19 protein-coding genes and 1 other annotated feature are annotated in these 23,127 nt (G+C 39.4%); of the genes, 4 read left to right on the forward strand and 15 right to left on the reverse strand.

The genetic code is table 11. The features are described from left to right. Positions 1–189: 189 nt before the first annotated feature. Positions 190–3,054 (reverse strand): 2-oxoglutarate dehydrogenase E1 component, encoded by a 2,865-nt coding sequence (locus tag GMJ66_RS10390; RefSeq protein WP_407939231.1) that lies wholly within the window; start codon positions 3,052–3,054, stop codon positions 190–192. Positions 3,055–3,510: 456 nt separating this feature from the next. Here GMJ66_RS10390 and trhO point away from each other — a divergent pair, with 456 nt between their 5' ends. After that, positions 3,511–4,488: an oxygen-dependent tRNA uridine(34) hydroxylase TrhO gene (trhO, locus tag GMJ66_RS10395; RefSeq protein ID WP_156290254.1), complete on the forward strand. Its 978-nt coding sequence runs from the start codon at positions 3,511–3,513 to the stop codon at positions 4,486–4,488. A 110-nt stretch (positions 4,489–4,598) separates the two neighbouring features. Next, positions 4,599–5,078 carry a glutathione peroxidase gene (locus GMJ66_RS10400; protein ID WP_156290255.1) on the forward strand — a complete coding sequence of 160 codons (480 nt, stop codon included), beginning with the start codon at positions 4,599–4,601 and terminating at the stop codon, positions 5,076–5,078. Between the two features lie 411 nt (positions 5,079–5,489). On the opposite strand, the gene GMJ66_RS10405 is transcribed toward GMJ66_RS10400, so the two are convergent. The 12 genes from GMJ66_RS10405 to GMJ66_RS10460 form a co-directional block, all read right to left on the reverse strand. Then, positions 5,490–6,212: an amino acid ABC transporter ATP-binding protein gene (locus GMJ66_RS10405; RefSeq protein WP_156290256.1), complete on the reverse strand. Its 723-nt coding sequence runs from the start codon at positions 6,210–6,212 to the stop codon at positions 5,490–5,492. Next, positions 6,205–6,864 carry an amino acid ABC transporter permease gene (locus GMJ66_RS10410; protein WP_156290257.1) on the reverse strand — a complete coding sequence of 220 codons (660 nt, stop codon included), beginning with the start codon at positions 6,862–6,864 and terminating at the stop codon, positions 6,205–6,207. Before GMJ66_RS10410 ends, GMJ66_RS10405 begins: the two co-directional genes overlap by 8 nt. Positions 6,865–6,894: 30 nt before the next feature. Further along, entirely contained in the window at positions 6,895–7,662 is a 768-nt protein-coding gene (locus GMJ66_RS10415) for a transporter substrate-binding domain-containing protein (protein ID WP_156290258.1), read from the reverse strand. A 15-nt stretch (positions 7,663–7,677) separates the two neighbouring features. Further along, on the reverse strand, positions 7,678–8,841 hold the full coding sequence (locus GMJ66_RS10420) for a M20 family metallopeptidase (RefSeq protein WP_156290259.1): 1,164 nt from the start codon (positions 8,839–8,841) through the stop codon (positions 7,678–7,680). Positions 8,842–9,365: 524 nt separating this feature from the next. Then, on the reverse strand, positions 9,366–10,805 hold the full coding sequence (gene proS / locus GMJ66_RS10425; protein WP_156290260.1) for a proline--tRNA ligase: 1,440 nt from the start codon (positions 10,803–10,805) through the stop codon (positions 9,366–9,368). Between the two features lie 202 nt (positions 10,806–11,007). Then, positions 11,008–11,245, reverse strand: a binding site (T-box leader). Between the two features lie 126 nt (positions 11,246–11,371). Continuing rightward, entirely contained in the window at positions 11,372–11,923 is a 552-nt protein-coding gene (locus GMJ66_RS10430; RefSeq protein WP_156290261.1) for a cysteine hydrolase family protein, read from the reverse strand. Between the two features lie 4 nt (positions 11,924–11,927). Then, positions 11,928–12,773, reverse strand: a complete 846-nt coding sequence (thiD, locus tag GMJ66_RS10435; RefSeq protein ID WP_156290262.1) for a bifunctional hydroxymethylpyrimidine kinase/phosphomethylpyrimidine kinase — start codon at positions 12,771–12,773, stop codon at positions 11,928–11,930. 38 nt (positions 12,774–12,811) lie between these two features. After that, complete coding sequence (locus GMJ66_RS10440) at positions 12,812–13,297, reverse strand: DUF456 domain-containing protein (RefSeq protein WP_156290263.1); 486 nt, start codon at positions 13,295–13,297, stop codon at positions 12,812–12,814. 202 nt (positions 13,298–13,499) lie between these two features. Continuing rightward, entirely contained in the window at positions 13,500–14,945 is a 1,446-nt protein-coding gene (locus GMJ66_RS21055) for an ABC transporter ATP-binding protein (protein WP_331279678.1), read from the reverse strand. Between the two features lie 15 nt (positions 14,946–14,960). Further along, a complete protein-coding gene (locus tag GMJ66_RS10450) occupies positions 14,961–15,785 on the reverse strand; it encodes an ABC transporter permease (protein WP_156290264.1) in 825 nt (274 codons plus the stop codon). Next, entirely contained in the window at positions 15,785–16,756 is a 972-nt protein-coding gene (locus GMJ66_RS10455) for an ABC transporter permease (protein WP_197046669.1), read from the reverse strand. The genes GMJ66_RS10450 and GMJ66_RS10455 overlap by 1 nt, the downstream gene beginning before the upstream one ends. A gap of 33 nt (positions 16,757–16,789) precedes the next feature. Next, a complete protein-coding gene (locus tag GMJ66_RS10460; RefSeq protein ID WP_156290266.1) occupies positions 16,790–18,388 on the reverse strand; it encodes an ABC transporter substrate-binding protein in 1,599 nt (532 codons plus the stop codon). A 760-nt stretch (positions 18,389–19,148) separates the two neighbouring features. On the opposite strand from GMJ66_RS10460, the gene GMJ66_RS10465 reads away from it, so the two are divergent. Continuing rightward, positions 19,149–19,697, forward strand: coding sequence for a M15 family metallopeptidase (locus GMJ66_RS10465; protein WP_156290267.1), 549 nt, complete (start codon positions 19,149–19,151; stop codon positions 19,695–19,697). 531 nt (positions 19,698–20,228) lie between these two features. Here the strand turns inward: GMJ66_RS10465 and GMJ66_RS10470 are convergent. Continuing rightward, on the reverse strand, positions 20,229–21,188 hold the full coding sequence (locus GMJ66_RS10470) for a Gfo/Idh/MocA family protein (RefSeq protein WP_156290268.1): 960 nt from the start codon (positions 21,186–21,188) through the stop codon (positions 20,229–20,231). Continuing rightward, positions 21,185–21,340 carry a YtzI protein gene (gene ytzI / locus GMJ66_RS10475; RefSeq protein WP_156290269.1) on the reverse strand — a complete coding sequence of 52 codons (156 nt, stop codon included), beginning with the start codon at positions 21,338–21,340 and terminating at the stop codon, positions 21,185–21,187. The genes GMJ66_RS10470 and ytzI overlap by 4 nt, the downstream gene beginning before the upstream one ends. 877 nt (positions 21,341–22,217) lie before the next feature. Between ytzI and ehuB the strand changes: the two genes are divergently transcribed. Then, positions 22,218–23,114, forward strand: a complete 897-nt coding sequence (gene ehuB / locus GMJ66_RS10480) for an ectoine/hydroxyectoine ABC transporter substrate-binding protein EhuB (protein ID WP_156290270.1) — start codon at positions 22,218–22,220, stop codon at positions 23,112–23,114. Positions 23,115–23,127: the final 13 nt, after the last annotated feature.

Here is a 23,127-nt window from a genome sequence, read left to right on the forward strand (position 1 = left end):
AGCGTTTAAGTAACTTTTTTAGAAAACTTTCCTTTGCGGTTGCTTATTAGACAACTTTCATCAAGAATCGGCATTTTGCGACAAAATCTTCATATTGTTGTTTCGTAGAATTGGTTGCTTTTAAGGATTCACATTATATATGAAAAGCAGCATTTTTAAAGTAAACAAGCCGCACATCAGCGGCCTGTTCTACCCAATTTTCCTTACACTTGTATTACGTTTTACTGTTTGGGTTAATACGTTATTAATAATTCTGTTTTGCTCTTCTTTATGGACCAGTGGATCTCCTTCTGAAGGACTTGCCATATCCGGTCTTCCATTATAAGTCACTTTTATATTTTCAGGTGCCAGCTCCTGTAAGCGTGGAGCTACATAAGACCATGCTCCCATATTTTGTGGTTCTTCTTGTGTCCATACGATTTCTTCCAGGTTTTTATATTTGCTTAGGAGATGATTTATTTTCTCTTCTGGAAAAGGGTATAATTCTTCTACTCTTATCATATCCAGCCAATTATACATTTCCTTATCCTTGGATACTGCCTCAGACAATTCAACTGCCAACCTACCTGTTGTAAACACGACTCTCTTAACATCATCCGGATTCTCACCTAATCCAGGTTCTTTTATAATCGGTTGAAATTCTCCATTTGCTAAGTCTTCAAGGTAGACGCCTGCCGCTGCGTTTCGAAGCAGACTCTTCGGAGACATAATCACAAGCGGTCGAATATCATCTGTATCCAATAAGGCCGCCTGCCTCCTTAGAATATGAAAGTAATTTCCGGAACTGGACAAATTAGCAACGGTCCAGTTATTTTCAGCAGCCGATTGCAAGAATCGTTCCAGTCTGGCACTGGAATGTTCAGGTCCCTGGCCTTCATACCCATGTGGAAGCAGCATAACTAATCCGGATTTTTGTCCCCATTTTTCCCTTCCCGATGATATGAACTGATCAAAAATGACTTGTGCACCATTGGCAAAATCGCCGAATTGTGCTTCCCATAATACAAGGGTTTCTTTAGAATGCACGTCATATCCATATTCAAAACCTAAAACCGCCTCTTCTGAAAGTGTACTATTATGGACTGCAAAAGAAGCATCTGCCGAACTTAACGTATGAAGCGGACTGTATTTGTTTCCCGTCTTTTCATCAGATAATACAATATTCCGATGGGAAAATGTCCCCCGCTCCGAGTCTTGCCCGGTTAACCGAATGGGGTTGCCATCCTTCAAAATCGAGGCAAAAGCCAAAATTTCTGAATGACCCCAATCTATTTTCTTATGCTTTTCAATGGCGTCACGTCTACGATTTAAAATTTTCTTAAGTTTACCATAAACATGAAACCCTTCAGGCCATTCCAACAGTTCGTTATTTATTTTAGTTAAGGTTTCCTCATCAACAGATGTATCTGTATTTGGAAACTCATTTGAATATGCAGCATGACGCTCAGCAATCGGACGGACTGGCTCCTGATCGAAACGAATATTTTGATACGCCTGTTTTAATTTATTTTGTGTTGCGTTTTCTATTTCAATCATTTTCTCATTTGCTATAGATTGTTCAGCTGCAAGCTTTTCCTTATAAATCTTTGTCACCGTCGGATGTTGATCAATTCGCTTGTATATCACCGGACTTGTCGTACGTGGTTCGTCCATTTCATTATGACCAAGTCGGCGATAGCCGATTAAATTAATCAATACATCTTTATGAAAGGTTTGTCGATATTCAAAAGCTAATCGAACCGCTTTTAAGCAGGCCTCTGGATCATCAGCATTAACATGGATAACTGGCACATTGTAGCCTTTTACAATATCACTTGGATATTTGGTTGACCGATCATCTTCCGGGTCTGTCGTAAAGCCAATACAATTATTGGCAATTACATGAATCGTACCGCCAGTTCCATATGCTTTGGTGTTAGCGTAATTTAGCACCTCTGTTACAACACCTTGCCCAGTAAAAGCCGCATCCCCATGAACCAAAACAGCCACAGCTTTCGAAACATCTTGCCTAGGATACCCTTTTTCCGTTCTAGTTTCCTGTGCTGCCCTAGTATATCCTTCTGCCACTGTACCAGCAATTTCCAAATGGCTCGGGTTATTAGCCAGTGTTACTTTTATTTCGTTATCTTCCACTCGTTTTTTCTTTACCGCTCCAAGGTGATACTTCACATCACCTGTCGCCCCATCTACTACTTCTAATGTGGGATCTTCATTTTCCCATGTGGAATGCTGAAACTGAGAGAATATTGCTTCATAGGGTTTCTCCAGAACATGCGTCAAAACATTAAGCCTTCCACGGTGAGCCATCGATATCATGACATCCATCATCCTGTCCTTTGCAGCAAGACGAATCATTTCATCCATTACAGGAATTAATGATTCCAGCCCTTCTACAGAAAACCGCTTTTGACCAACATAAGTTTTTCCTAAAAACTGTTCAAAACCTTCTGCCGCCAGAAGCATTTCCAACAATTGCTGTTTTTCGGAAACAGAAATCTCTTCATTAACCACTTCTGTTTCTATCTTATTTCGCAGCCATGCTTTTTCTGTTGGTTCCATATGATTAACGTCGAATCCAATCGTTGATGTGTAAATTTGTTTTAAATAATTTATGGCGTCCAGTCCATTATTCAATTGTTTATTTTCACTGCAAATAAAATGTGCAGGTATCTCCCTTAAATCTTCCTCGGTCAATTGATAACTGGACATATCCAATAAATCATTTGCCTCTTGTTTTTCCAAAGGATAGATATTAGCCTCTAAATGCCCATATGCCCGAATATTATCTGCCAATGTAATGGCAGATACAAGCTTATTCATTTTATTTAATAATGCGTTGGGAGACATGGAATTGACTTCCCTATCATTATTATTGTCAGAAGCGACTGGTTCCCCCCACACATCAAATAAATCTTTAAAGCTTTTCTCGACAGCATCCGGGTCATTTATATATAAATCATATTGTTCTAGAAGATAGCCCATATTAGGACCTTTCACATCTGCCCATGGATTCGCCCTATAGTTATTCATCTCGTTTACACTCCTATTAAATATTATTACTCACCATTTTTTACAATTCCCAAGTTTTACAGCTTATAATCCATTAAATTATATATTTTAAAAAATAGGCTCCTATATTATTTATGAGAAACCTAACTAACTGAATTTCAACTGTATCTTTTTACAATAATACATACCGACATACAGTTGGACAAGTACTTACCATCACATATCTTCTAATCATTCCATAGAAATACCCCTTTCGTAAAATTTCTCAGGATATAACCATCTATTTGTAAGCACTTACAAAGTTTATATGTATATAATAGTACAAGAAAGCAAATAATAAAAGGACAAACTATAGATTTTTCTCGTTATATCGGATTTTTTATTGGAAGGTAGTAATTAACGTGAAAACATGATAGAATATTGTTTTGCAAGATAATAATTGAATCGACTACCAATAACATTTGTATCTTGCAAATATAAATGGAATAGGTGGTAATAAAAATGGAAAAGAAAGATTATCGTGTATTACTGTACTATCATTATGTAGATATTGATGATCCTGAAGATTTTGCTGCCGAACATTTAAAGTTCTGCAAAGACATCGGATTAAAAGGAAGAATCCTTGTAGCACAAGAAGGAATTAACGGTACAGTATCTGGTACTGTGGAAGCAACCAATAAGTATATGGAAGCCATGCACAATGACCCACGTTTTGCTGACTTAGTATTCAAAGTGGATGAGCATGAAGGTCATGCATTCAAGAAAATGCATGTACGCCCACGTAAAGAACTAGTTACACTTCGCCTAGATGAAGAAGAAGATGTCGATCCAAAAGAAATAACTGGTGAGTATTTAACACCTAAAGAATGGTATGAAGCCATGCAGCGTGAAGATACAGTTGTTGTGGATGCGCGTAATGATTATGAATATGATTTAGGGCATTTCCGCGGAGCCATTCGTCCGGATATCGAAAACTTCCGTGAATTACCGGAATGGGTTCGTGAAAATAAACATTTAATTGAAGGCAAAAAAGTCCTCATGTATTGTACTGGTGGAATTCGCTGTGAAAAATTCACCGGTTGGATGATTAAGGAAGGCTTTGAGGATGTTGCCCAATTACATGGTGGAATTGTCACTTATGGCAAAGATCCAGAAGTACAAGGTGAATTATGGGACGGTAAATGCTATGTATTTGACGAACGTATTGCTGTTGATATCAATCAAAAAGAACATGTTGTAGTCGGCGTGGACTATTTTGACGGACAACCGTGTGAACGTTATGTCAATTGTGCAAACCCTGAATGTAATAAACAAATTCTCTGCTCCGAAGAAAATGAGCATAAATATATGCGCGGATGTACACATGAATGCCGTGTTCACCCTCGCAACATGTATGTAAAAGAACACAACTTAACGAATGAAGAAGTTCAAGCTAGACTTGAAACGATTGGTGAAAGTTTGGAAAAACAAGAAGCATAATACAAGGCGGCCTATTGGTCGTCTTTTTTGTTTCTATAGTTAAGTCTATTTCAATATTTTGACATTTAATTTCTTCATTGCTATTCTCGATGGTAAGGGAGGAGATTGGAATGAGCGTATATGAATTTTCCGCAAAGACAATCGATGGAGAAGAAAAATCTTTAAAAGAATATAAAGGTAAAGTGCTGCTTGTAGTCAATACGGCTAGTGAATGTGGGTTTACCCCGCAATTTGATGGGTTACAAAAATTATACAACCAATACAAAGAGCAAGGTTTAGAGGTTCTGGGTTTTCCATGCAATCAATTCGGAAGTCAGGACCCAGGTTTAGATGAAGAAATATCTTCTTTCTGTCAAAAGAACTATGGCGTTACGTTCCAAATGTTTAGTAAAGTTGATGTGAATGGAGATAATGCCCATCCGTTATTTAAATATCTGACACATGAGGCAAAAGGACTGTTATCAGAAAAAATCAAATGGAACTTCACGAAATTTCTTGTCGATCAAAACGGCAATGTTGTAAATCGGTATGCACCGCAAACAAAGCCGAAGAATATACAAAGTGACATTGAAAGACTTCTAGGCGCTTGAATTCATTGATAGTTACCACTAATACAGATAAAGTCTAACATAATTCGAGAAAATGGTTGGTATTTTATCAACTGTTTAGGGCAGTTGGCTTTACAGGGCTAAAGCTGTTGCTTTCCCGCAGTCGGGCTGCCCTCATCTACAGTCAACCACATAAAAGGAAATGGCTTTTATGTGGTTTCATAAACTTTCTACAGGTAACATAACAACATTAGAAAAAGCCACCCCTTATGGAGTAGCTTTTACCATACGAATTATAGAGGATGTTCAAAAAGTCCGGTGAAAAGGACACATCGAATTTCTTCGTTGGCTCGCTTTTCCGTTGCTCACGTATTAACTGCATACGTTCCGCTACTCAAAGCTTCGCCGCCTCGAACTTCTCGGTCCTTTTCATCCTCCTTTTTGAACACGCACTTATAATACTTTATCCAAAAAGTCCCGTGCCCGGTCGGTTTTTGGCTGTTCGAAAAATTCTTTCGGGTCTCCCTCTTCCAAGAGCACCCCATCATCTAAAAACAATACTCTGTCTGCCACTTCTTTGGCAAAGTTCATTTCATGGGTCACGATAACCATGGTCATTCCTGTATTCGCCAAATCTTTCATAACATCTAATACTTCCTTAACCATCTCAGGGTCAAGAGCTGAGGTTGGTTCATCAAACAGCATAATTTCCGGTTCCATTGCAAGCGCTCGGGCAATGGCAACACGCTGCTTTTGTCCACCAGATAGGCGGTTTGGATAAGCATCTTCTTTATCCGTTAACCCTACTTTCGCAAGTAGATCTTTAGCGATTTTTTCCGCTTCTGCTTTTGTTTTATTTTTTACCTTTTGCGGTGCATATGCGACATTATCCAATACTGTCATATGCGGAAACAGGTGAAAGTGCTGAAACACCATACCAATATTTTTCCGAATCTCCAGTTTATCTACTTTTTTATCAGTAATTTTCCTATCCTCTATATATATTTCCCCTGATGTAGGTTCCTCCAGTAAATTCAAGCATCTTAAAAAAGTGGATTTACCAGAACCCGATGGACCAATGACAGTCACTACTTCCCCTTTGTTAATTGTCGTTGATATATTTTTTAAAACGGTATTTTTTCCAAAGTTTTTTGTAATCTCTATAGCCTTAATCACTTTGCCTCATCCTCCGTTCCACAACTTGACCAATTCTCGTCAATATAAATACCATAACCCAATATATTGCTCCTGCCAATAATAATGGTTCAAAGTTACGATAGATATCTGCCCCTACTATTTGCGCCCGACGCATGAGGTCCAGATAACCAATGGTGGATACAATGGCCGATTCCTTTGTTAATGTGATGAACTCATTCATTAATGCAGGCAAAATATTTTTAATCGCCTGTGGTAGGATGATATTCAGCATCATCGGACGATATGGTACACCCAACGCTTCAGCAGCTTCCGTCTGTCCTTTATCAACAGCCATAATCCCTGCACGTATAATTTCTGAAACATATGCTGCAGAGTTTAAACCGAAAGCTAGTATCGCTGACAGAAATGCTGGAATATCATATCCTGTTAATTGTGGTACTGCAAAATAAATGATCATCAATTGCAGAATAAGAGGAGTTCCGCGGAAGATGGATGTATATGCATCTGCTAAACCTTTTAAAAATGGAACCTTCGTAATCTTACAAAGTGCAAGTAATGTACCTAATACTAATCCTAATATAATCGATATAATAACAAATTCTAATGTAGCCCATATTCCTTCTAACATAAAAGGAATATAAGGCACGATTTGGCTGAAATCCAAATTCATGCCCTAACACCTCATTTCTTCTTATGCTGTTTATTCTTCCGTTAGTTCCCATTCTTCTTCTAATTGTGCTACCGTACCATTATCAATCAGCTCTTGTAATACCGCATTAACTTCTTCTGCAAGTTCACTTCCCTTAGGAAAAGCAATCGCCATACCCGGAGAGCTTGTTGTTGGATCATCAAAACCTGCTAAATCCTGTTCTTCCATAAATCCTTCTGCTACAGCTTTATCCATATAACCTACATCAACACGGTTAGAATTAAGTTCTTGAATTAATAAGGATGATTTATCCACTTTTTTCACTTCAAAATCATATTCTTCACTTAATTCATCTGCACCTTCCTCCTGAATCGTACCTAATTGAACACCGACAACTTTTCCTTTTAGATCTTCTAAACTCTTGATTTCAGAATCTTTCTTCGTCAAAAACATTTCTCCAGAACGATGATATTCCACGGAGAAGTCAACATTTTCCTTACGATCTTCTGTTGCACTCATACCAGCCATTACCATATCGACACGGCCAGCTTGCAACGCACCTATTAATCCATCAAAATTCATATCTTCAATTTTCAATTCATAACCTAATTCATCTGCAATGGCATGTGCTAAATCAATATCAAATCCTTCAAAATTCCCTGCTGTATCAAAAGACTCGAAAGGAGGGAAGTCCGCTGAAGTTGCCATTTTTAATACTTTCGTTTCTTCATTTTCTGTATCTGCTGCACCTGATCCACAAGCTGCTAAAAACCCAATGAATAATGTCATAAATAATAATTTAATTAAGATTGATTTCATTTTTCTTTCCCCTTTTTATTTATTTTTGTATTTAAATTCTTCTTTTATTGCTGTTAATAAACTTTCGTCTGAGATGACATCAAACCCTGTTTGTGCCAATGCTAATGCACCACTTACCAACGTTTCATATCCGTCTTTACTAACGGTTTGGTCAGCAAACTCTTTTGTATGATGCACTAATCCAGCTTTATTCATACCAATATAAGGATGAATGGCTGGCACTACTTGACTGACATTCCCCATATCAATGGATCCTGACCCCTTTTTTTCCGAATGGATTGGATGTTTACTTGTCTGTTTCAAGTTGTTGGTAAAAACGTCAGATAATGTATGGTTGGTTACCATATTATCGTAGCTCAATTCATAGTTGGAGATTTCCAAATTGGCACCGGTCATTAATGCTGCACCCTCAGCAATGTTCTTCACTTTCGCTACTACTTCATTTAAATAGTTTCTATCGTTTGCCCGGATATAAAATTGAGCGACTGCCTTATTAGGAACAACGTTTGCCGCATGTCCGCCTTCTGCGATGATTCCGTGAATCCGAACATCTGAAGTCACATGCTGCCTTAGTGCATTGATTCCATTAAATAATTGAATCACACTGTCTAATGCATTAATTCCTTCTTCAGGAGATGCTGCTGCATGGGCTGATTTACCTGTGTATGCATATTGGATGGCATCCATTGCAAGCGACTCCCCACTTTCATAAGACTGATCACTAGGATGCAGAATCATAGCAACATCGATATCATCAAAAATTCCTTCTGCACTCATCGGTACCTTAGCCCCGTTTGTTTCCTCAGCTGGTGTGCCTAATACTACAACATTTCCGCCAATCTCACCGATAATTTTGCTTAGCGCGACACCTGCACCGACACTCATCGTTCCTATTAAATTATGACCACATCCATGACCTACTCCTGGAAGTGCATCGTATTCAGCTAAATATGCTATTGTCGGGCCTGGCTTCCCACTTTTACACACCGCTTTAAATGCGGTTTGGCGATGAACCGTTCCTGTTTCTACAGTAAAGTCATGCTCTTTAAGGAAGGCCGTTAGTAGTTTCATTGACTCATATTCCTGATCACCCAATTCAGGATTTTCATACAATTGTTTATTCATTCCCCAAAGATTATCCTGAATATTTCCAATTTGCTCTTTTAACTGTTCCTTCATGTTGTCCTCCCCACTTGATGTCTTTGTATAGTCGTGTATATTTATAAGTTTTTTTGTATATTTATTAAATAGCTATTTATATTTATACCATGAGTCGGGGAAGTATGCAATAGTTTTTTTACATATAATTTAATACAGATTAGGTGTAATATTTAAATTTTTAACCCTTCTTAATATATCTCCTTGCAACAAGTTAAATAGTTAATAGTTTGGAATATGATGTGACACTATTTCCTGCCTTTTTTATCAACACAAAGTCCGCTCATATCAACCTGTGCATGCTCGATATCGACTGTTGGAGGGCAGATATCAACCATAAAGGTGCAGATATCGACCGTTGGAGGGCATATATCAACCATAAAGGAGGAAATATCAACCGTTGCGCAAAATATCAACACAACGCTTGATCATATCAACCGTTAAGGACATTTATCAACCATAAAGATGCAGATATCGACCGCTACTCAGGATAGCAACCAAAAATAAAAAAATAGGTGCCGTTTTCCGACGGCACCTATTTTTTCTTAATATGCTTTTGCCCAATACACCATTTCTTTTGCTTCTTTTTTGCAGCATACACAAGTATCTGCCACTTTTTCCTGTTCAAACGGAATACAGCGGGAAGTTGCAGTCGTGTCTTCTTTTATTTTCTCTTCACATGCAAGATCACCACACCACATTGCTTTGATGAATCCGCCTTTTTCATCAATCGTTTGTTTGAATTCTTCCATGTTTGTAGCAACTGTCGTCATTTCATTACGATGTTCTAATGCTTTGTTGTATAAGTTTTGCTGAATTTCTTCTAATAATTTAGGCAGGCGCCCCTCTAATTCATGGAGTGCAACAAATTCTTTTTCTCCCGTGTCACGACGAACAAGAACCACTTGTTCTTTTTCAATGTCTTTTGGTCCCATCTCGATACGAACTGGGATACCTTTCATTTCATATTCATTGAATTTCCAGCCTGGCATTTTGTCACTTGCGTCAATATCCACTCGCACTAAGTCTTTCAATTGATCACGTAACGCATAGGCTTTATCCAGTACACCTTCTTTATGCTGTGCGATGGGAACAATCATTGCTTGTGTAGGTGCGATGCGTGGTGGAACAACTAGACCACGATTGTCTCCGTGTACCATGATGAGTGCACCCATAATCCGTGTGGAAAGTCCCCACGATGTTTGGTGAACATATTGACTTTCTCCGTTTTCATCTAAATACGTAATGTCAAAACCTTCTGCAAAATCAGTACCCAAATAATGGGAAGTTCCAGACTGTAATGCTTTTCCATCATGCATTAGGGCTTCAATTGTTAATGTATATTCTGCACCAGCAAACTTCTCTTTGTCCGTTTTTCTTCCTTTGAGTACTGGAACTGCTAAATAATTTTCAACGACCTCCGCATACACATTTAGCATTTGGTCCGTTTCCTTTGATGCATCCTCTTCTGTCGCATGTGCAGTATGACCCTCTTGCCAATGGAATTCAGACGAACGAAGGAATGGACGAGTTGTTTTTTCCCAGCGTACAACATTTGCCCATTGGTTATAAAGCATAGGCAAGTCACGATAGGAATGGATATTTTTAGAATAGTAATCACAGAAAAGAACTTCAGATGTTGGACGAATCGCCAAACGTTCCAGTAATTCCTCATCCCCACCATGAGTTACCCATGCAACTTCCGGGGCAAATCCTTCCACATGGTCTTTTTCCTTTTGCAGGAGACCTTCTGGAATAAATAGAGGAAAAGCAACATTCGAATGGCCAGTTTCTTTTATTTGGCGGTCTAACTCATCTTTAATATTTTCCCAGATTGCATAGCCATATGGTTTAATAATCATCGTTCCGCGCACTAGACCATAATCGACTAAATCCGCCTGTTTAACCACATCGGTATACCACTGTGCGAAGTCATCTTCCATTGCTGTGATTTTTTCTACAAACTGCTTATTTTTCTTTCCCAATCTAAACACCTCTTTATCCAATTTATTTTCATTTTGGCTGTTTTCTATAATCCATAATGTCCGAATAGTATAGTGCAGCGTTGATTTCCGCAGCTATTAACGCACGAGACTATCATCTCAGGTTGTGTCGTATTCTATATTAACTGCGAGTCTAAAAACCAGCAAAAGTTCCGCTTTTCTGCACAAAAAAATCCTCCATCCGAAAAGGGACCGAGGTTTGGCGTTACCACCCTTGTTTGCAAAAAACAGAACATCTCCTTATTTCTTGCACTCTCTTCCTTGGTAACGGTGATGAACCGCGCACATCTTACAGCAAATATGCCCTTCTGATGGCGAACTGAAGAGGCAGGTTCTAACTTGCGTCAATGGAAAATTCCCACCAGCCATTTCCTCTCTGTAAAAGACAACAAATTATACTAATCCTCTTTTAACGTTTCGTATATGCTTAATATAATTTAATATATATGGATGATTTTAGAAAGTCAAGGTATACACTATAATAATGGATGGAAATAATATTTCTTCTCATAGATAGAGCATTTCCCGACATGACGAACTTTACTACATTACCGCACTTCCGCTCCCAGTGAATCTTTGAAATGTCCTAATGCCCATTCATGCCCGGCCTGATTAAAGCTTGCAACCGCATCTTTATGGATAATAATCTGAAAACCTTTATTATAGGCGTCCACGGCAGTATGGAGCACACAAATATCGGTACATACCCCGATAATGTGTACTTCCTCAATCCCACGTTCACGCAGTTTGATTTCCAAATCGGTTCCCGCAAATGCACTATATCTTGTCTTATCAAAATAGTAGACATTCTCTCTGTCTTTATTCGCATCATAGACTCGAGCCAGTTCTCCATATAAATGACGCCCTGGTGTTCCTATAATGTTGTGGGGTGGAAATAATTTGTTTTCCGGGTGGAAGTCATCACCTTCTTTATGGGCATCAATAGCAAATACGACATAATCACCGGCATCCATAAATTCCTTTGTCAGACTAACTATCTTTTCTTCAATCGCTTGTCCAGGTTCTCCGCAAGTTAAGGCACCATCTATCGCAACAAAATCATACGTATAATCCACATTGATTAAGGCACGCTTTGTCATTTTTTTATTCCCCCATTTGATCGATTGTCTCGATTTTAATTTTATAAGCTTCTCCATACTTGCGTTCTGCAGCATGGTAGGTTGGCCCGACAATTTCCGTATACGAGAATCCGTGTTCAATTGCCGTTGTTATGTAACTTTTAGCTTGTCTTACCGCATCTTTTACAGGTAACCCTTTTGTAAGATTGGCAGCAATGGCGGCAGAATAGGAGCATCCCGCACCACTTGTATTTGGTGTATGAATCCGCGGTGCTTCATATGTTGTAATTGTATCCCCATCATATAAGACATCTACTGCAGGGCCTTCTAGTCTTCCGCCTTTTACCAGAACATTTTTAGCACCAAGCTGATGTAAATCGACTGCCGCTTGCTTCAACTCCTGAAGGCTGTTTAGTGGCCGATCATCTAGCAGGACAGAAGCTTCCGGAACATTTGGTGTCATGATCGTTGCTAGTGGAATGAGATTTGTTTTCAACACTTCGATTGCATTGTCCTCCAATAACTTGGAGTTCATTTTCCCAATCATAACTGGATCGACAACCACTGTCTTAACATCAGCACCTTTAATTAATCGCGTAACGGTTTTGATTACTTCCTCTGAAAATAACATTCCTGTTTTTATACCATCCGTACCGACTTGCTCCATGGCCGTAGCAAATTGGGCCTCGATAGCCTCTATATCCACCGCATGCACATTTTTCTTCGTTTCCGGATGCCTGCCGACAATAGCGGTGATGATGCTCATTCCATATACATCCAATTCCTGAAATGTTTTTAAATCAGCCTGTATGCCGGCACTACCTCCCGCTGCAGAACCGGCAATAGTCATTACTCTTGATGGAACGTTCATATGAAAAACCTCTCTTTTCGTATTTGTTTCACCTTCTTTTAGAATATGATAACAATAAAGAACCAAATAATCATTATTAATTGAATGACAACTTTAGCTACTGATCCTCCAAGGAATCCCAATAATGAACCAATCGATGCTCTAGCTGCTTCATTTGGTGGCCGGTGCTGAAGCAATTCAATAACAAATACGGTAATAAACGGAACAAGGATGATACCGAATGGCGGGATGATGAAGGAACCAATAATTACGGCAATCGCTGCTCCTCTTTCTCCCCATTTGCTGCCTCCATACTTTTTCACAAAATAACTATTGGCTAGAATATCTGCCAGGAACAGAAAAGCAGTGAAAATGACCATCACAATCCAAAACGAAGCAGTCAGTTCATTTGCATTGATGATGAACTGATAAAGGAAGAAGCCTACCCAAATAACCAATACAGATGGAATAATCGGATATAGGATTCCAACAAAGCTTAAAACAAATAAAGCAATAATGACAATCCAGATGATAAAATCTAACATAACATCCTCCTAACATGGATCAGGACTTTTTATGGTCCATACGAAAAATTTAATTGCTACCTTATTTAGGATACGTTTATAGCTTACCCTATGTTTCATTATATTTAACAGGGAGATCACTATGACAATCCTTAGTAGGAACAGGCACCGTCCGAATCTTTTAGAAAAAGCGTATATCTTAAATTAGAAAAATCCTACGAGTTTAACTTTCATGGACATGATTAATCTCATTAAAATTAATCATCCGATCACTTATGCGCTGCAGTAGCTGATGATCGTGACTAATGGCAAGCACACCAATACTTCGTGCTTTTGCAATTCGGAGAACCATTTCCCACAATTTAGCCTGGGTAACTGCATCCAGCATGGTTGTCATTTCATCTGCAATTAAATATTTCGTTCCATCATGTAGCGCCCGTGCAATACAGAACCGTTGCAGTTCACCACCCGACAGCTCGCTCGGCCAGCGGGATAACCATTCTTCCTGAATACCAAGTTCATTTAATAGAGGGCTATTCTCCATATTGGTCTCCGCAAGGACCTTATGCATCTGCCAGCGTGGGTTAATCGCCTTTTCCGGATGCTGCCAAATTAATTGAACAGGATGCATTCCTTTTTTCTTTATCTTTTTTCCGCCAAGTCGAATGGTTCCTGCTTCTGGCTGGAAGTACCCTGCCATCACTTTTGCCATCGTTGTTTTACCAGAACCGCTATACCCATGCAACCCAACTATTTCTCCAGGTTGAAGGCTTAAATCTAGATCTTTAAATACATATGGTCCATTCCCATATTTATAACTAATTCCTCTTATCTCCAGCATTTCTCCACTTTGTTGCTTTTGTTCCATTTCTTTCTCTCTTTGAAAAAACTCATTTCTCGGCAGTCTATTCCATAAAGCTTTTGAATAAGGATGCCTTAACCTTTCCCCTTTTCCCGAAAAAGCTGCCGCGTCTGCCGACTCAATGGTTTCTCCCTTATAAAACACAACGACTTTATCCGCAATAGTCAATGCGGTGTCGATATCATGACTAATGAACATGATTCCTTTTCCCTCTCGGGCTAATTGTTTCAGCAGTGAAATGGTTTCTTTCAGTACTTTTGGATCTAGCCCTGGAGTTGGTTCATCGGCAATAATTAATTCTGCCGGGCTAACCATTGCAGCCGCCGCCAGCACTCTCCTAGCCATTCCACCCGATAATTCAAACGGATACTTATTTTCGGCATCTTCCGGCAAACCTACCCGCTCAAAGATATCCTGCTGCACTACTTTTCTATCTGATTGGTGAATGACTCCCTGCACCTGTTTCCCGGTTTTCATTAAAGGATTCAGTGAATGGATAGACTGGGGAATGATTGAAATTTCCTTCCCCCGTAATACCTCTTTTATATTCTCCCCTTTATAAAGCAATGTCCCATGAGTTATTGCATGATCCGGAAGAATACCAAGAATAGCATTGGCGAGCAAGCTTTTCCCTGAACCACTTGCACCAACTACCGCGACAATTTCCCCTTCATGAATGGTGATATTCAGTTTCTTTATTACTTCCATCTTCGTTTCTCTTAATCCTTTTTTAAAGGATGGAAAAGCAAGTGAAAAGTCTTTCACTTCAAGTAATGGAGGAAGTTGATAATGCCCGTTGGTTTCCACGATAATTTCCTCCTTCTATGGCTTTTGTGCGTGAAACGGATCGATGAATAGCTTTATATTTTTTCCCAATACATCAAATAGCCCAACGATAATGAGTAAGGCAAGGCCTGGGAAAAAGGCAAGCCACCACATTCCAGCTGAAAGGTAGCGCATGGATTCTGATAATATTATCCCAATGGCTGGCTGTTCTGCCGGAAGTCCAAAGCCTAAAAATGTAATGGCAGCCTCATGTAAAATAGCATGGGGAAATAATAACAGAAATCCAATAAATAACTGTGGTAGAACATGTGGAAGGAAATGATGTCTCGCTATCCATAGCCTTGTTTTCCCTAGCCTTAATGAAATACCTACATAATCCATAGATTTCATTTGCAGTATTTCAGCGCGAAGCACCCTAGTTAAGGAGGGCCAATGTGTGAGGGCTAGGCCAATCACAATCCCTTGGAAGCCTCCACCTAAGGCAAAAGAAATCAAAATTAAAAGCACGATGTGTGGTACGCTAAGAAATAAATCGATGAGCCATGTCACTATTCGGTCCCATGTTTTATTAAAAGAAGCAAGTAGACTAAGGCATAGGGCAATCACTGTACTTGATAAGGCAGCCAGTATTCCTACTCCAATACTTAATGTTAGCCCTTTTAACGTTCTAGATAACATATCCCGTCCTAACCAGTCCGTTCCAAATAAATGGTCCAATGTTGGGGAACTGTTCTTATTTTCCATATTTATCCTCATACTCTCTTCCCCAATAAAAAGGCCACCTATTACAACTATTAAAAGGAAGAAAAGCGATAACGCAATCTTGAACAATGTCCGTTGTCTTAGATTGATAGAATTCATTATCCTTCCCCCCTTCTGATTCGGGGGTCTACCACTTTATATAGCACATCGGCAATGACGTTCCCTGTAAACACAAATATTGTACTAATTAATACGATTCCTAATAATAATGGAACATCCCCACCCAGACCTGCATCTACGACAGCCTGCCCCAGTCCCGGATAAGAAAATACCTGTTCCGCTAACACCGCTCCACCAAAAATTTCACCAAATGAAGCAAAGTGCAAGGAAATTGCAGGCAGGGAGATATTTCTCAGTCCATGCCTGTAAATAAGGCTAATACCTCGTTCTCCCGTTGCTTTGGCATAGCGAATATATTCACTTTCCAGTACATCTATAAGCTTTTGCCTTGTATGGAGTGCAATATTGGCGATACCGACCACACTTAATGTAAGGACCGGCAAGAATAAATGTCTAAGTTTATCCATGATAGAAACATCTCCAGCCAATACACCCGCTGGCGTTCCTAACCCTACCGGAAACCAACCAAGCCATACAGAAAATATCATTAATAACAGGAGACCAAGCCAAAATCCTGGGGTGGAAGCTAATACATAACAATATCCTCTAATAAATCGATCCAGCCATGTCCCTTGTTTCATAGCTGCCAACACACCCAGTAGAAAACCAATCAATCCGGACAAAACCCAAGCTAGACCCATCAATGTAAGCGAAGCAAGAAAGCGTTCGGCAATCACTTCCTTCACCGGGGCCCGGTATAACAGGGATGTACCCAAGTCCCCTTGAAGAACAGCTTTCCCCCAGTTGATGAATTGGCCAGCCTTAGGTTCATCCAGACCCCAATATTCAGCAATTTCCTCGCGTTGTTCGGGACTTACCCTTGTCATATCTGCACCAACATAAGACTGTACTGGGTCAATTGGTGAAATATTCATCAATGAAAAAGAAATGATACTAACTGCAATAAGCAAGGTTACCAGCTTTAGTAATTTACTTAAAAAATAATTCATAACATGTTTTACATACAATTTCCTGCCTCTTTTCTACTCTTTCCAATGCCAGTCCTCAATGAAATCAGTGATTGGCCAGCCGTGACCATGTGGCTGAATCTTTTGTTCACCGATTTCCAGATTTTCATTAACAAAGTACAAATGATCAAGATTTACTAACCAAGCCCATGGTGCATCCCCTTTTGCAGAGAACCCTTCTTCGCCATCCCATTGAGCTTTCTTCCACAAATCATGTGCTTCTTCTTCCGATGTTGCACGTAATGCTAGATTCATATATTCATCAACAGTTGGATTGAAATAGTAGTTTGAATTATAATAACCAATTCCCCTCGTACTGCTGCTGTACAAATTATACATTTCCAGTGGGTCATGACTGCCCCACCCCATCATAATAGGCTGAGAATACATGAGCTGTTCAATCTCATTCCAGCTTTTCCCCTCAGTTGTCACAGCTATTCCTAAAGGCTTCATCATTTCAGCAAAGGCCATTGACAGAGACTGCCGAATCTGATCATCCGCTGGGTAAAGTAAGGAAAATGCCGCTTCTTTTCCATCCTTCACTCGTACACCTTCATCAGATTCTTTCCAGCCTGCTTCATCCAATATCTCTTTTGCCTTTTCCATTTGATTGTCTTCTAGTACCGTATCCGGATTCCACCATGGTAAATGATCTGCAACGGAATATGCTGGTGTACCGTACCCATCAAGCACACCTTCTACCAAGGCTTGTCTGTCAACACCGACATTGATTGCTTTTCGTATCGCTTCATCTGCAGTTACATCATTTCCAATCGGTAATCCGTCTTCCGTTACTTTACCGCTTGGCACATACGGAAACATCACTCCCCGATTATCGACAGACGCTAATTGAATTAACTCCATCCCGGGAATCTCCTGATTTGCAAAAGTAGAGGGTACAGAAACTACATCCACTTCTCCTGCTTTGGCAGCAGCAAAACCTGCATCTTCTGATAAAAATAAGAAGGTTAGTTTATTAAAGAAAGGTGTTTGCCCATAATATAGAGGATTTCGCTCCACAATAATTTGCTGTCCTTTATCCCATTGAACAAGCTGATACGGCCCAGAGCCAATTGGCTGTTCCTTATAATTTTCATCATAGACATGTTTAGGAACAATCCCTGTTGTGACAAGCAAGTAGATAAAGGTAGAGTCCGGTTTCGTTAATGTAAATTGAACCGTATACTCATCCAGAGCTTCTACATTCTCCATATTACTTAAATCCACTACCGAACCACTTTCCTTTGTCGTTTCAAAGGTAAATACAACGTCCTCAGCCGTTAATGCTTCTCCATCGGAAAATTGTACATCATCCCGAATCGCTACCGTCCATATTAATCCGTCATCACTTACTTCATAATGCTCCGCGAGATCAGATTGAATATCAAAGTCTTTATTATATTTTAATAGAGTACTTTGAAAAAGTGGAGATCCATAGCGTCCCCAGCCTGTTGTAGGGTCAAATCCATCTTCAGGTTCTCCGCCGACAGAGAGAATTAACTCATCTGTAGTTTGATTTATGCCTGACGAATCACTCGTATTTTCAGATTTTGTTGTACAACCAGCTATCAAGCTAATTGCGATTATAAAAAATAGAATTGCTGTTTTTCTCATTTGTACATCTCCTCTATTCTATTCCTTGTACGTACTTCTACTATTTTAAGTTTTCTGCGTAAATACCGCAATAATAGAAGACCATAATTCCGAAGGAAGCTAGGCGGGAAAACCATAAAGTTTGTTGTTATGGAATTGATATAAACTCCAGACTAACTTTAGAATGCTAAGTTGGTGTTGTACCTACCGCTGCGGAAATACACTACGCTGGTTGGTACTATTCAACATTCTATCTGATTGTTGCTAATCGGTGTTTGATTGAATCTGAGAACAGTTTATTTCTCTAAAGTACTCTCTCAACTTAAAAAGAAACTTATCATAAGTCACTTTAATAGGTTATAGTTATACATTAATTAGAAAACCAGTACTAGCGTAGGCAGAATACGTAGACTCCTCGAAAATAAAAATCGATTTTCTTCGTGCGATATAGAGCTGCAGTTCGTGTTCCTTGTCCTGTGGGAATAGCACGTGTCCAGACCTGAGCAGGAAGTGGTTTTCTTCCGAGGAGGCTGAGGTCGTGCCCTTGAACCGTAAGTATTCTGCCGGAGCGGATGCAAGCACGCTATCATCATTAGAACAAGCGAGAGCAGCACGATAAGAATTTTCACTTAGTCGAAGTTTATATAAGATGTGGAATGAAACTTTTCTGCAAAACAACATGTCTTTTAGGTGGGACGAGTAATCGCAGTCCTAATTTTTCAGAAAACAGTATTCTGTTAAAATACTAATATTAGAAAAAGAACTTACAGGGGAAATACGAATGAAACTCTTAACAAACACCATGTTTACTTGGCTGATCGTCATCATTTTCTTAGTTGCTCTTTTTTACCTTTATAACACCCAAAAAGAGGAATCTTATACGTACCATGGAGATGATGCACCGATACCAGCAGAATTGCATCCAATTGTAGAAGAAAAGAAAAGGCAATTAATCGATTTAGCATCTTCGAGAAATATTCAACTCGTTATTACCGAAGAAATCCGTTCTTTCGAGAGACAAAATGCTCTATATGAACAGGGGAGGACAAAACGGGGCAATATTGTGACAAATTCCAAAGCTGGCGAATCCTATCATAACTACGGACTCGCCTTTGATTACGCACTAAAAAATGAAAATGGAGATATCATTTGGGATATTCATTATGATGGAAATCACAATGGTGAAGCCGACTGGTTCGAGGTTGCAGACATTGCAAAGCAGCTTGGCTTTGATTGGGGTGGTGATTGGGCCAATCATAAGGATTATCCGCATTTGCAGATGACATTTGGATTAAGTGTCGATATGTTAGAAGAAGGTTATCGACCTTAAAAACAGATTTTTGTATCGTTTCCGCTTGATGAAGGACGCCCCTTCCAACTTTTTTCCTTGAAAGATAGGAAAGTATAAATTTGCGCTTTGATGTCTAGCTCCATCGCCCAGCGACTAGCGGACTTCCCTCACCTCCGTACGATAAAGAAGTCTTGCCGCCGATTGGTGAAACCAGAGGCTTAGTCGCACTTATACCCTTTCGGTGAAAGTCAACATCGATTCGGGTTTAGGAAGGCCGACTAAAAGCGGGCTAGCGCTCAGGCGTCGGCATACCCCTATGAAGGGGCATGTTTCCTTTTCGCTCTTCAAGCATAAGATTCACTAAGATTTTTACATTCGTAAAAATCAAGATCATCTAATCTCCTACGGGAACTGTTCGGTTAAAACCGCCGCTTTACGCGGCAACACCGAACCACCTGACATGGCCAGGCGCAGTCCGTACGTCGCTAAACGGGCGCTTGCGCTTTTTTTATTCGGTCTTTCATCAGCTGGATCAGTTTTCCACGATAACGAAACTGCTTTTAGAATTAGTTATCCCTTGTTTTGGGCCATCTCCAAACATTGCACAACCTGTCTGCTTCTTTCCATTGCATATTGATAAGCGTGAATATCCCTTTCCATTATGATCCGGATAAATTCATCTGCTTCATAAACCATATCCAATTCTAATTGTTCTTTTCCTAATTCGTGCTGTTGTTTGGTTTCTCGGTTATAATGCGTAATTTTCGTGATTGGAGCAATATGATCAATGGTAATCGTTCCATTTTCTCCATGAATTTCTGAAGGAATTGTTGCGTCTGCGATTTTAGAACATAAAATCGTAACAACAAAATCTTTATACGTTAATACAAGTGTTCCACTACCGTCTGCCCCATTATCTAGTAAAACAGGGAAATATTCCAAACGATTCGGTTTACCAAAAAGATCAACTGCCATACTTAATGGATACACTCCCAAATCCATAAGGGCACCACCGGCAAATTCCTTTGAAAAAACATTTGGTTCTTTCCCTGCTTTAAATGCATCATACCGAGACGAATATTGAATATAATGGAGAATTGCACTTCGAACTTGCCCTATATTAGCTAAGGATTCTTTGAAAACAGTATAGTTTGGAGAATACAAATGCCGATATCCCTCAAATACAAAAACACCCTCTTGTTTCGCTAATTCAGAAACGGCTCTCCACTGCTCTTCTGAAATAACCATCGGCTTTTCACAAAATACATGTTTTTTGCTCTTTATTACTTTTATCATTTGCTCAAAATGCACAGAATTCGGGGAAGCAAGATACACAAAATCCGTATCTTCCTTTAACATTTCATCCAGGTCTGTATACCAGCGCTCTGCTCCATTATTGGATGCAAAACCTCTTGCAGTTTCTTCTGACCTGGAATATATCGAGGAAAGGCGTACTTTGCCCGTTTGCTTCGCAGCCTGTATAAAGGACTCCGTAATCCAGCTTGTTCCTATTGTAGAAAATGTTATCACTTTATATCACTCTTTTCTTCTTGAATGTCTTCACCTGGTAATGGGTCAATTGTATGTTTGTACTCATACCCCTTTTTAATTTGGGTCATCGTAAGCAATAAAATCAATATTACAATAATAACAGAAAGGATGACTCCAACTAAAGTACTCATTATTATCCCTCACTTTTTATTTTGGCTCTTTTCGCAAAGTTTGTTGTTATAGAATCTATATAAACTGCGAAGGAAATACACGGAGACTCCTGCGGGAACAGTGACCAGAGTGAGCCCCCTAAAGAAGACAGCAAGAGGAGGCTCACGGGTCGCCCTAGGTGCACGGAGTGTATTTCTGCAGCGGTAAGTTGATGCTCCAACATCATTTAAAATAAGTTCGAAATTTTCATCAAATGCAAAATAAAACTTTCCTGCAAAAGCAACATTTCTTTTCGGTGGGACGAGTAATCGCAGTCCCACTCTTTTGGAAAGCAGCCTTTTCATTTTATACAACCATTAGCTACACTCTGATTATAATACTATTATACTATCCTTTGCCATTTTATCGAAAAACCCGTATATCTTCTTTCAGTAAATATACTGGTTTTCTAATGTTTTTCCATCCCTCAATAATACTATTCATACAAATCATGAGTATTTGGAAGCATATTTAACTATTTCCAAGCATATCTTTGGATATCACAAATGATTAGTATTTAATTCCCCGAGAAGGCAATTATTCCTGAATTATCAGAATATATTGGATTTGAATCAACTTCCTAACACGACTATCATTATAATAGTAGATATTTAACCATCTTCCCCCTAATCTTTTAATCTATATTTTTGCATCTAAGGTTTTCATCTACAATAGTACTGGAATTCACGTACGAAAAGCACGGAATTTTAGTATGGACTGGATTCATAGTAGCTTAAATTCTAAGCACTGGATATGAGGAAAACGGCCCATTCACGAAAGAACAAGTGGATACAAGTTTTTCTTAATATTAGAAACATAGGTATAATTTTTAAAATTAAACAGGGAGGTCATTTAGACTTGAAGAAATTATTACTTACATTAGTGACAGTATTTGGATTAATAGTACTGGCCGCATGTGGATCAGATGATTCGACATCTGGTGAAGGCGGTGAAGGCAGTGAAGGCGGGAAATTAGCCGAATTACAAGAATCAGGCACAGTGAAAATCGGTTTTTCCAATGAGGCTCCATATGCTTATGAGGAAGATGGAGAATTGAAAGGGGCAGCAGTTGATATTGCTATAGCAGTATTTGCTGAACTAGGGATCGACAATGTGGAATCCCAATTATCTGACTGGAGTCAGTTAATACCAGGGGTTCAAGCAGGACAATTTGATGCTATTACTGCCGGTATGGCTATCAATCCTGACCGATGTGAAAATGTACTATTTGGAGAACCAGAAATGCAATACGGTGAAGGGCTAGTTGTTCCAGCTGGAAACCCACTGGATTTACACAGCTATGAAGATATTGCAAATAACCCTGATGTAACCGTTGTTGTCATGGAAGGAACAACAGAAATTGAATTCTTAAAACAAGAAGGCGTTAGTGAAGATCAAATCACAACCGCACCGGATATCCCGGCTACATTCTCTGCGGTTCAAGCAGGGCGTGCCGATGCAACTACAGGTACAGAAATGACAGTTAAAATGGCGTTAGAATCAGCTGGCACAGATGAACTGGAATTTGTTGAATCATTCGAGCAACCAGATGTGGAAGGTGTACCAAGCTACGGTGCAGCTGCATTTAACTTAAATGATCAAGATTTAGTTGATGCTTATAATGAAAAACTGGCAGAACTAAAAGAAGATGGTACAGTTGCTGAATTGCTGGAGAAAAATGGATTCAGTGGAGAAACCAATTTCGTACCAGTAGGTGAAGTAACAACAGAACAGGCTTGTAACGGGGAAGTTTAATTGACATCTGGCC

Source organism: Oceanobacillus salinisoli (genome assembly GCF_009733865.1).
GTDB lineage: Bacteria > Bacillota > Bacilli > Bacillales > Amphibacillaceae > Oceanobacillus > Oceanobacillus salinisoli.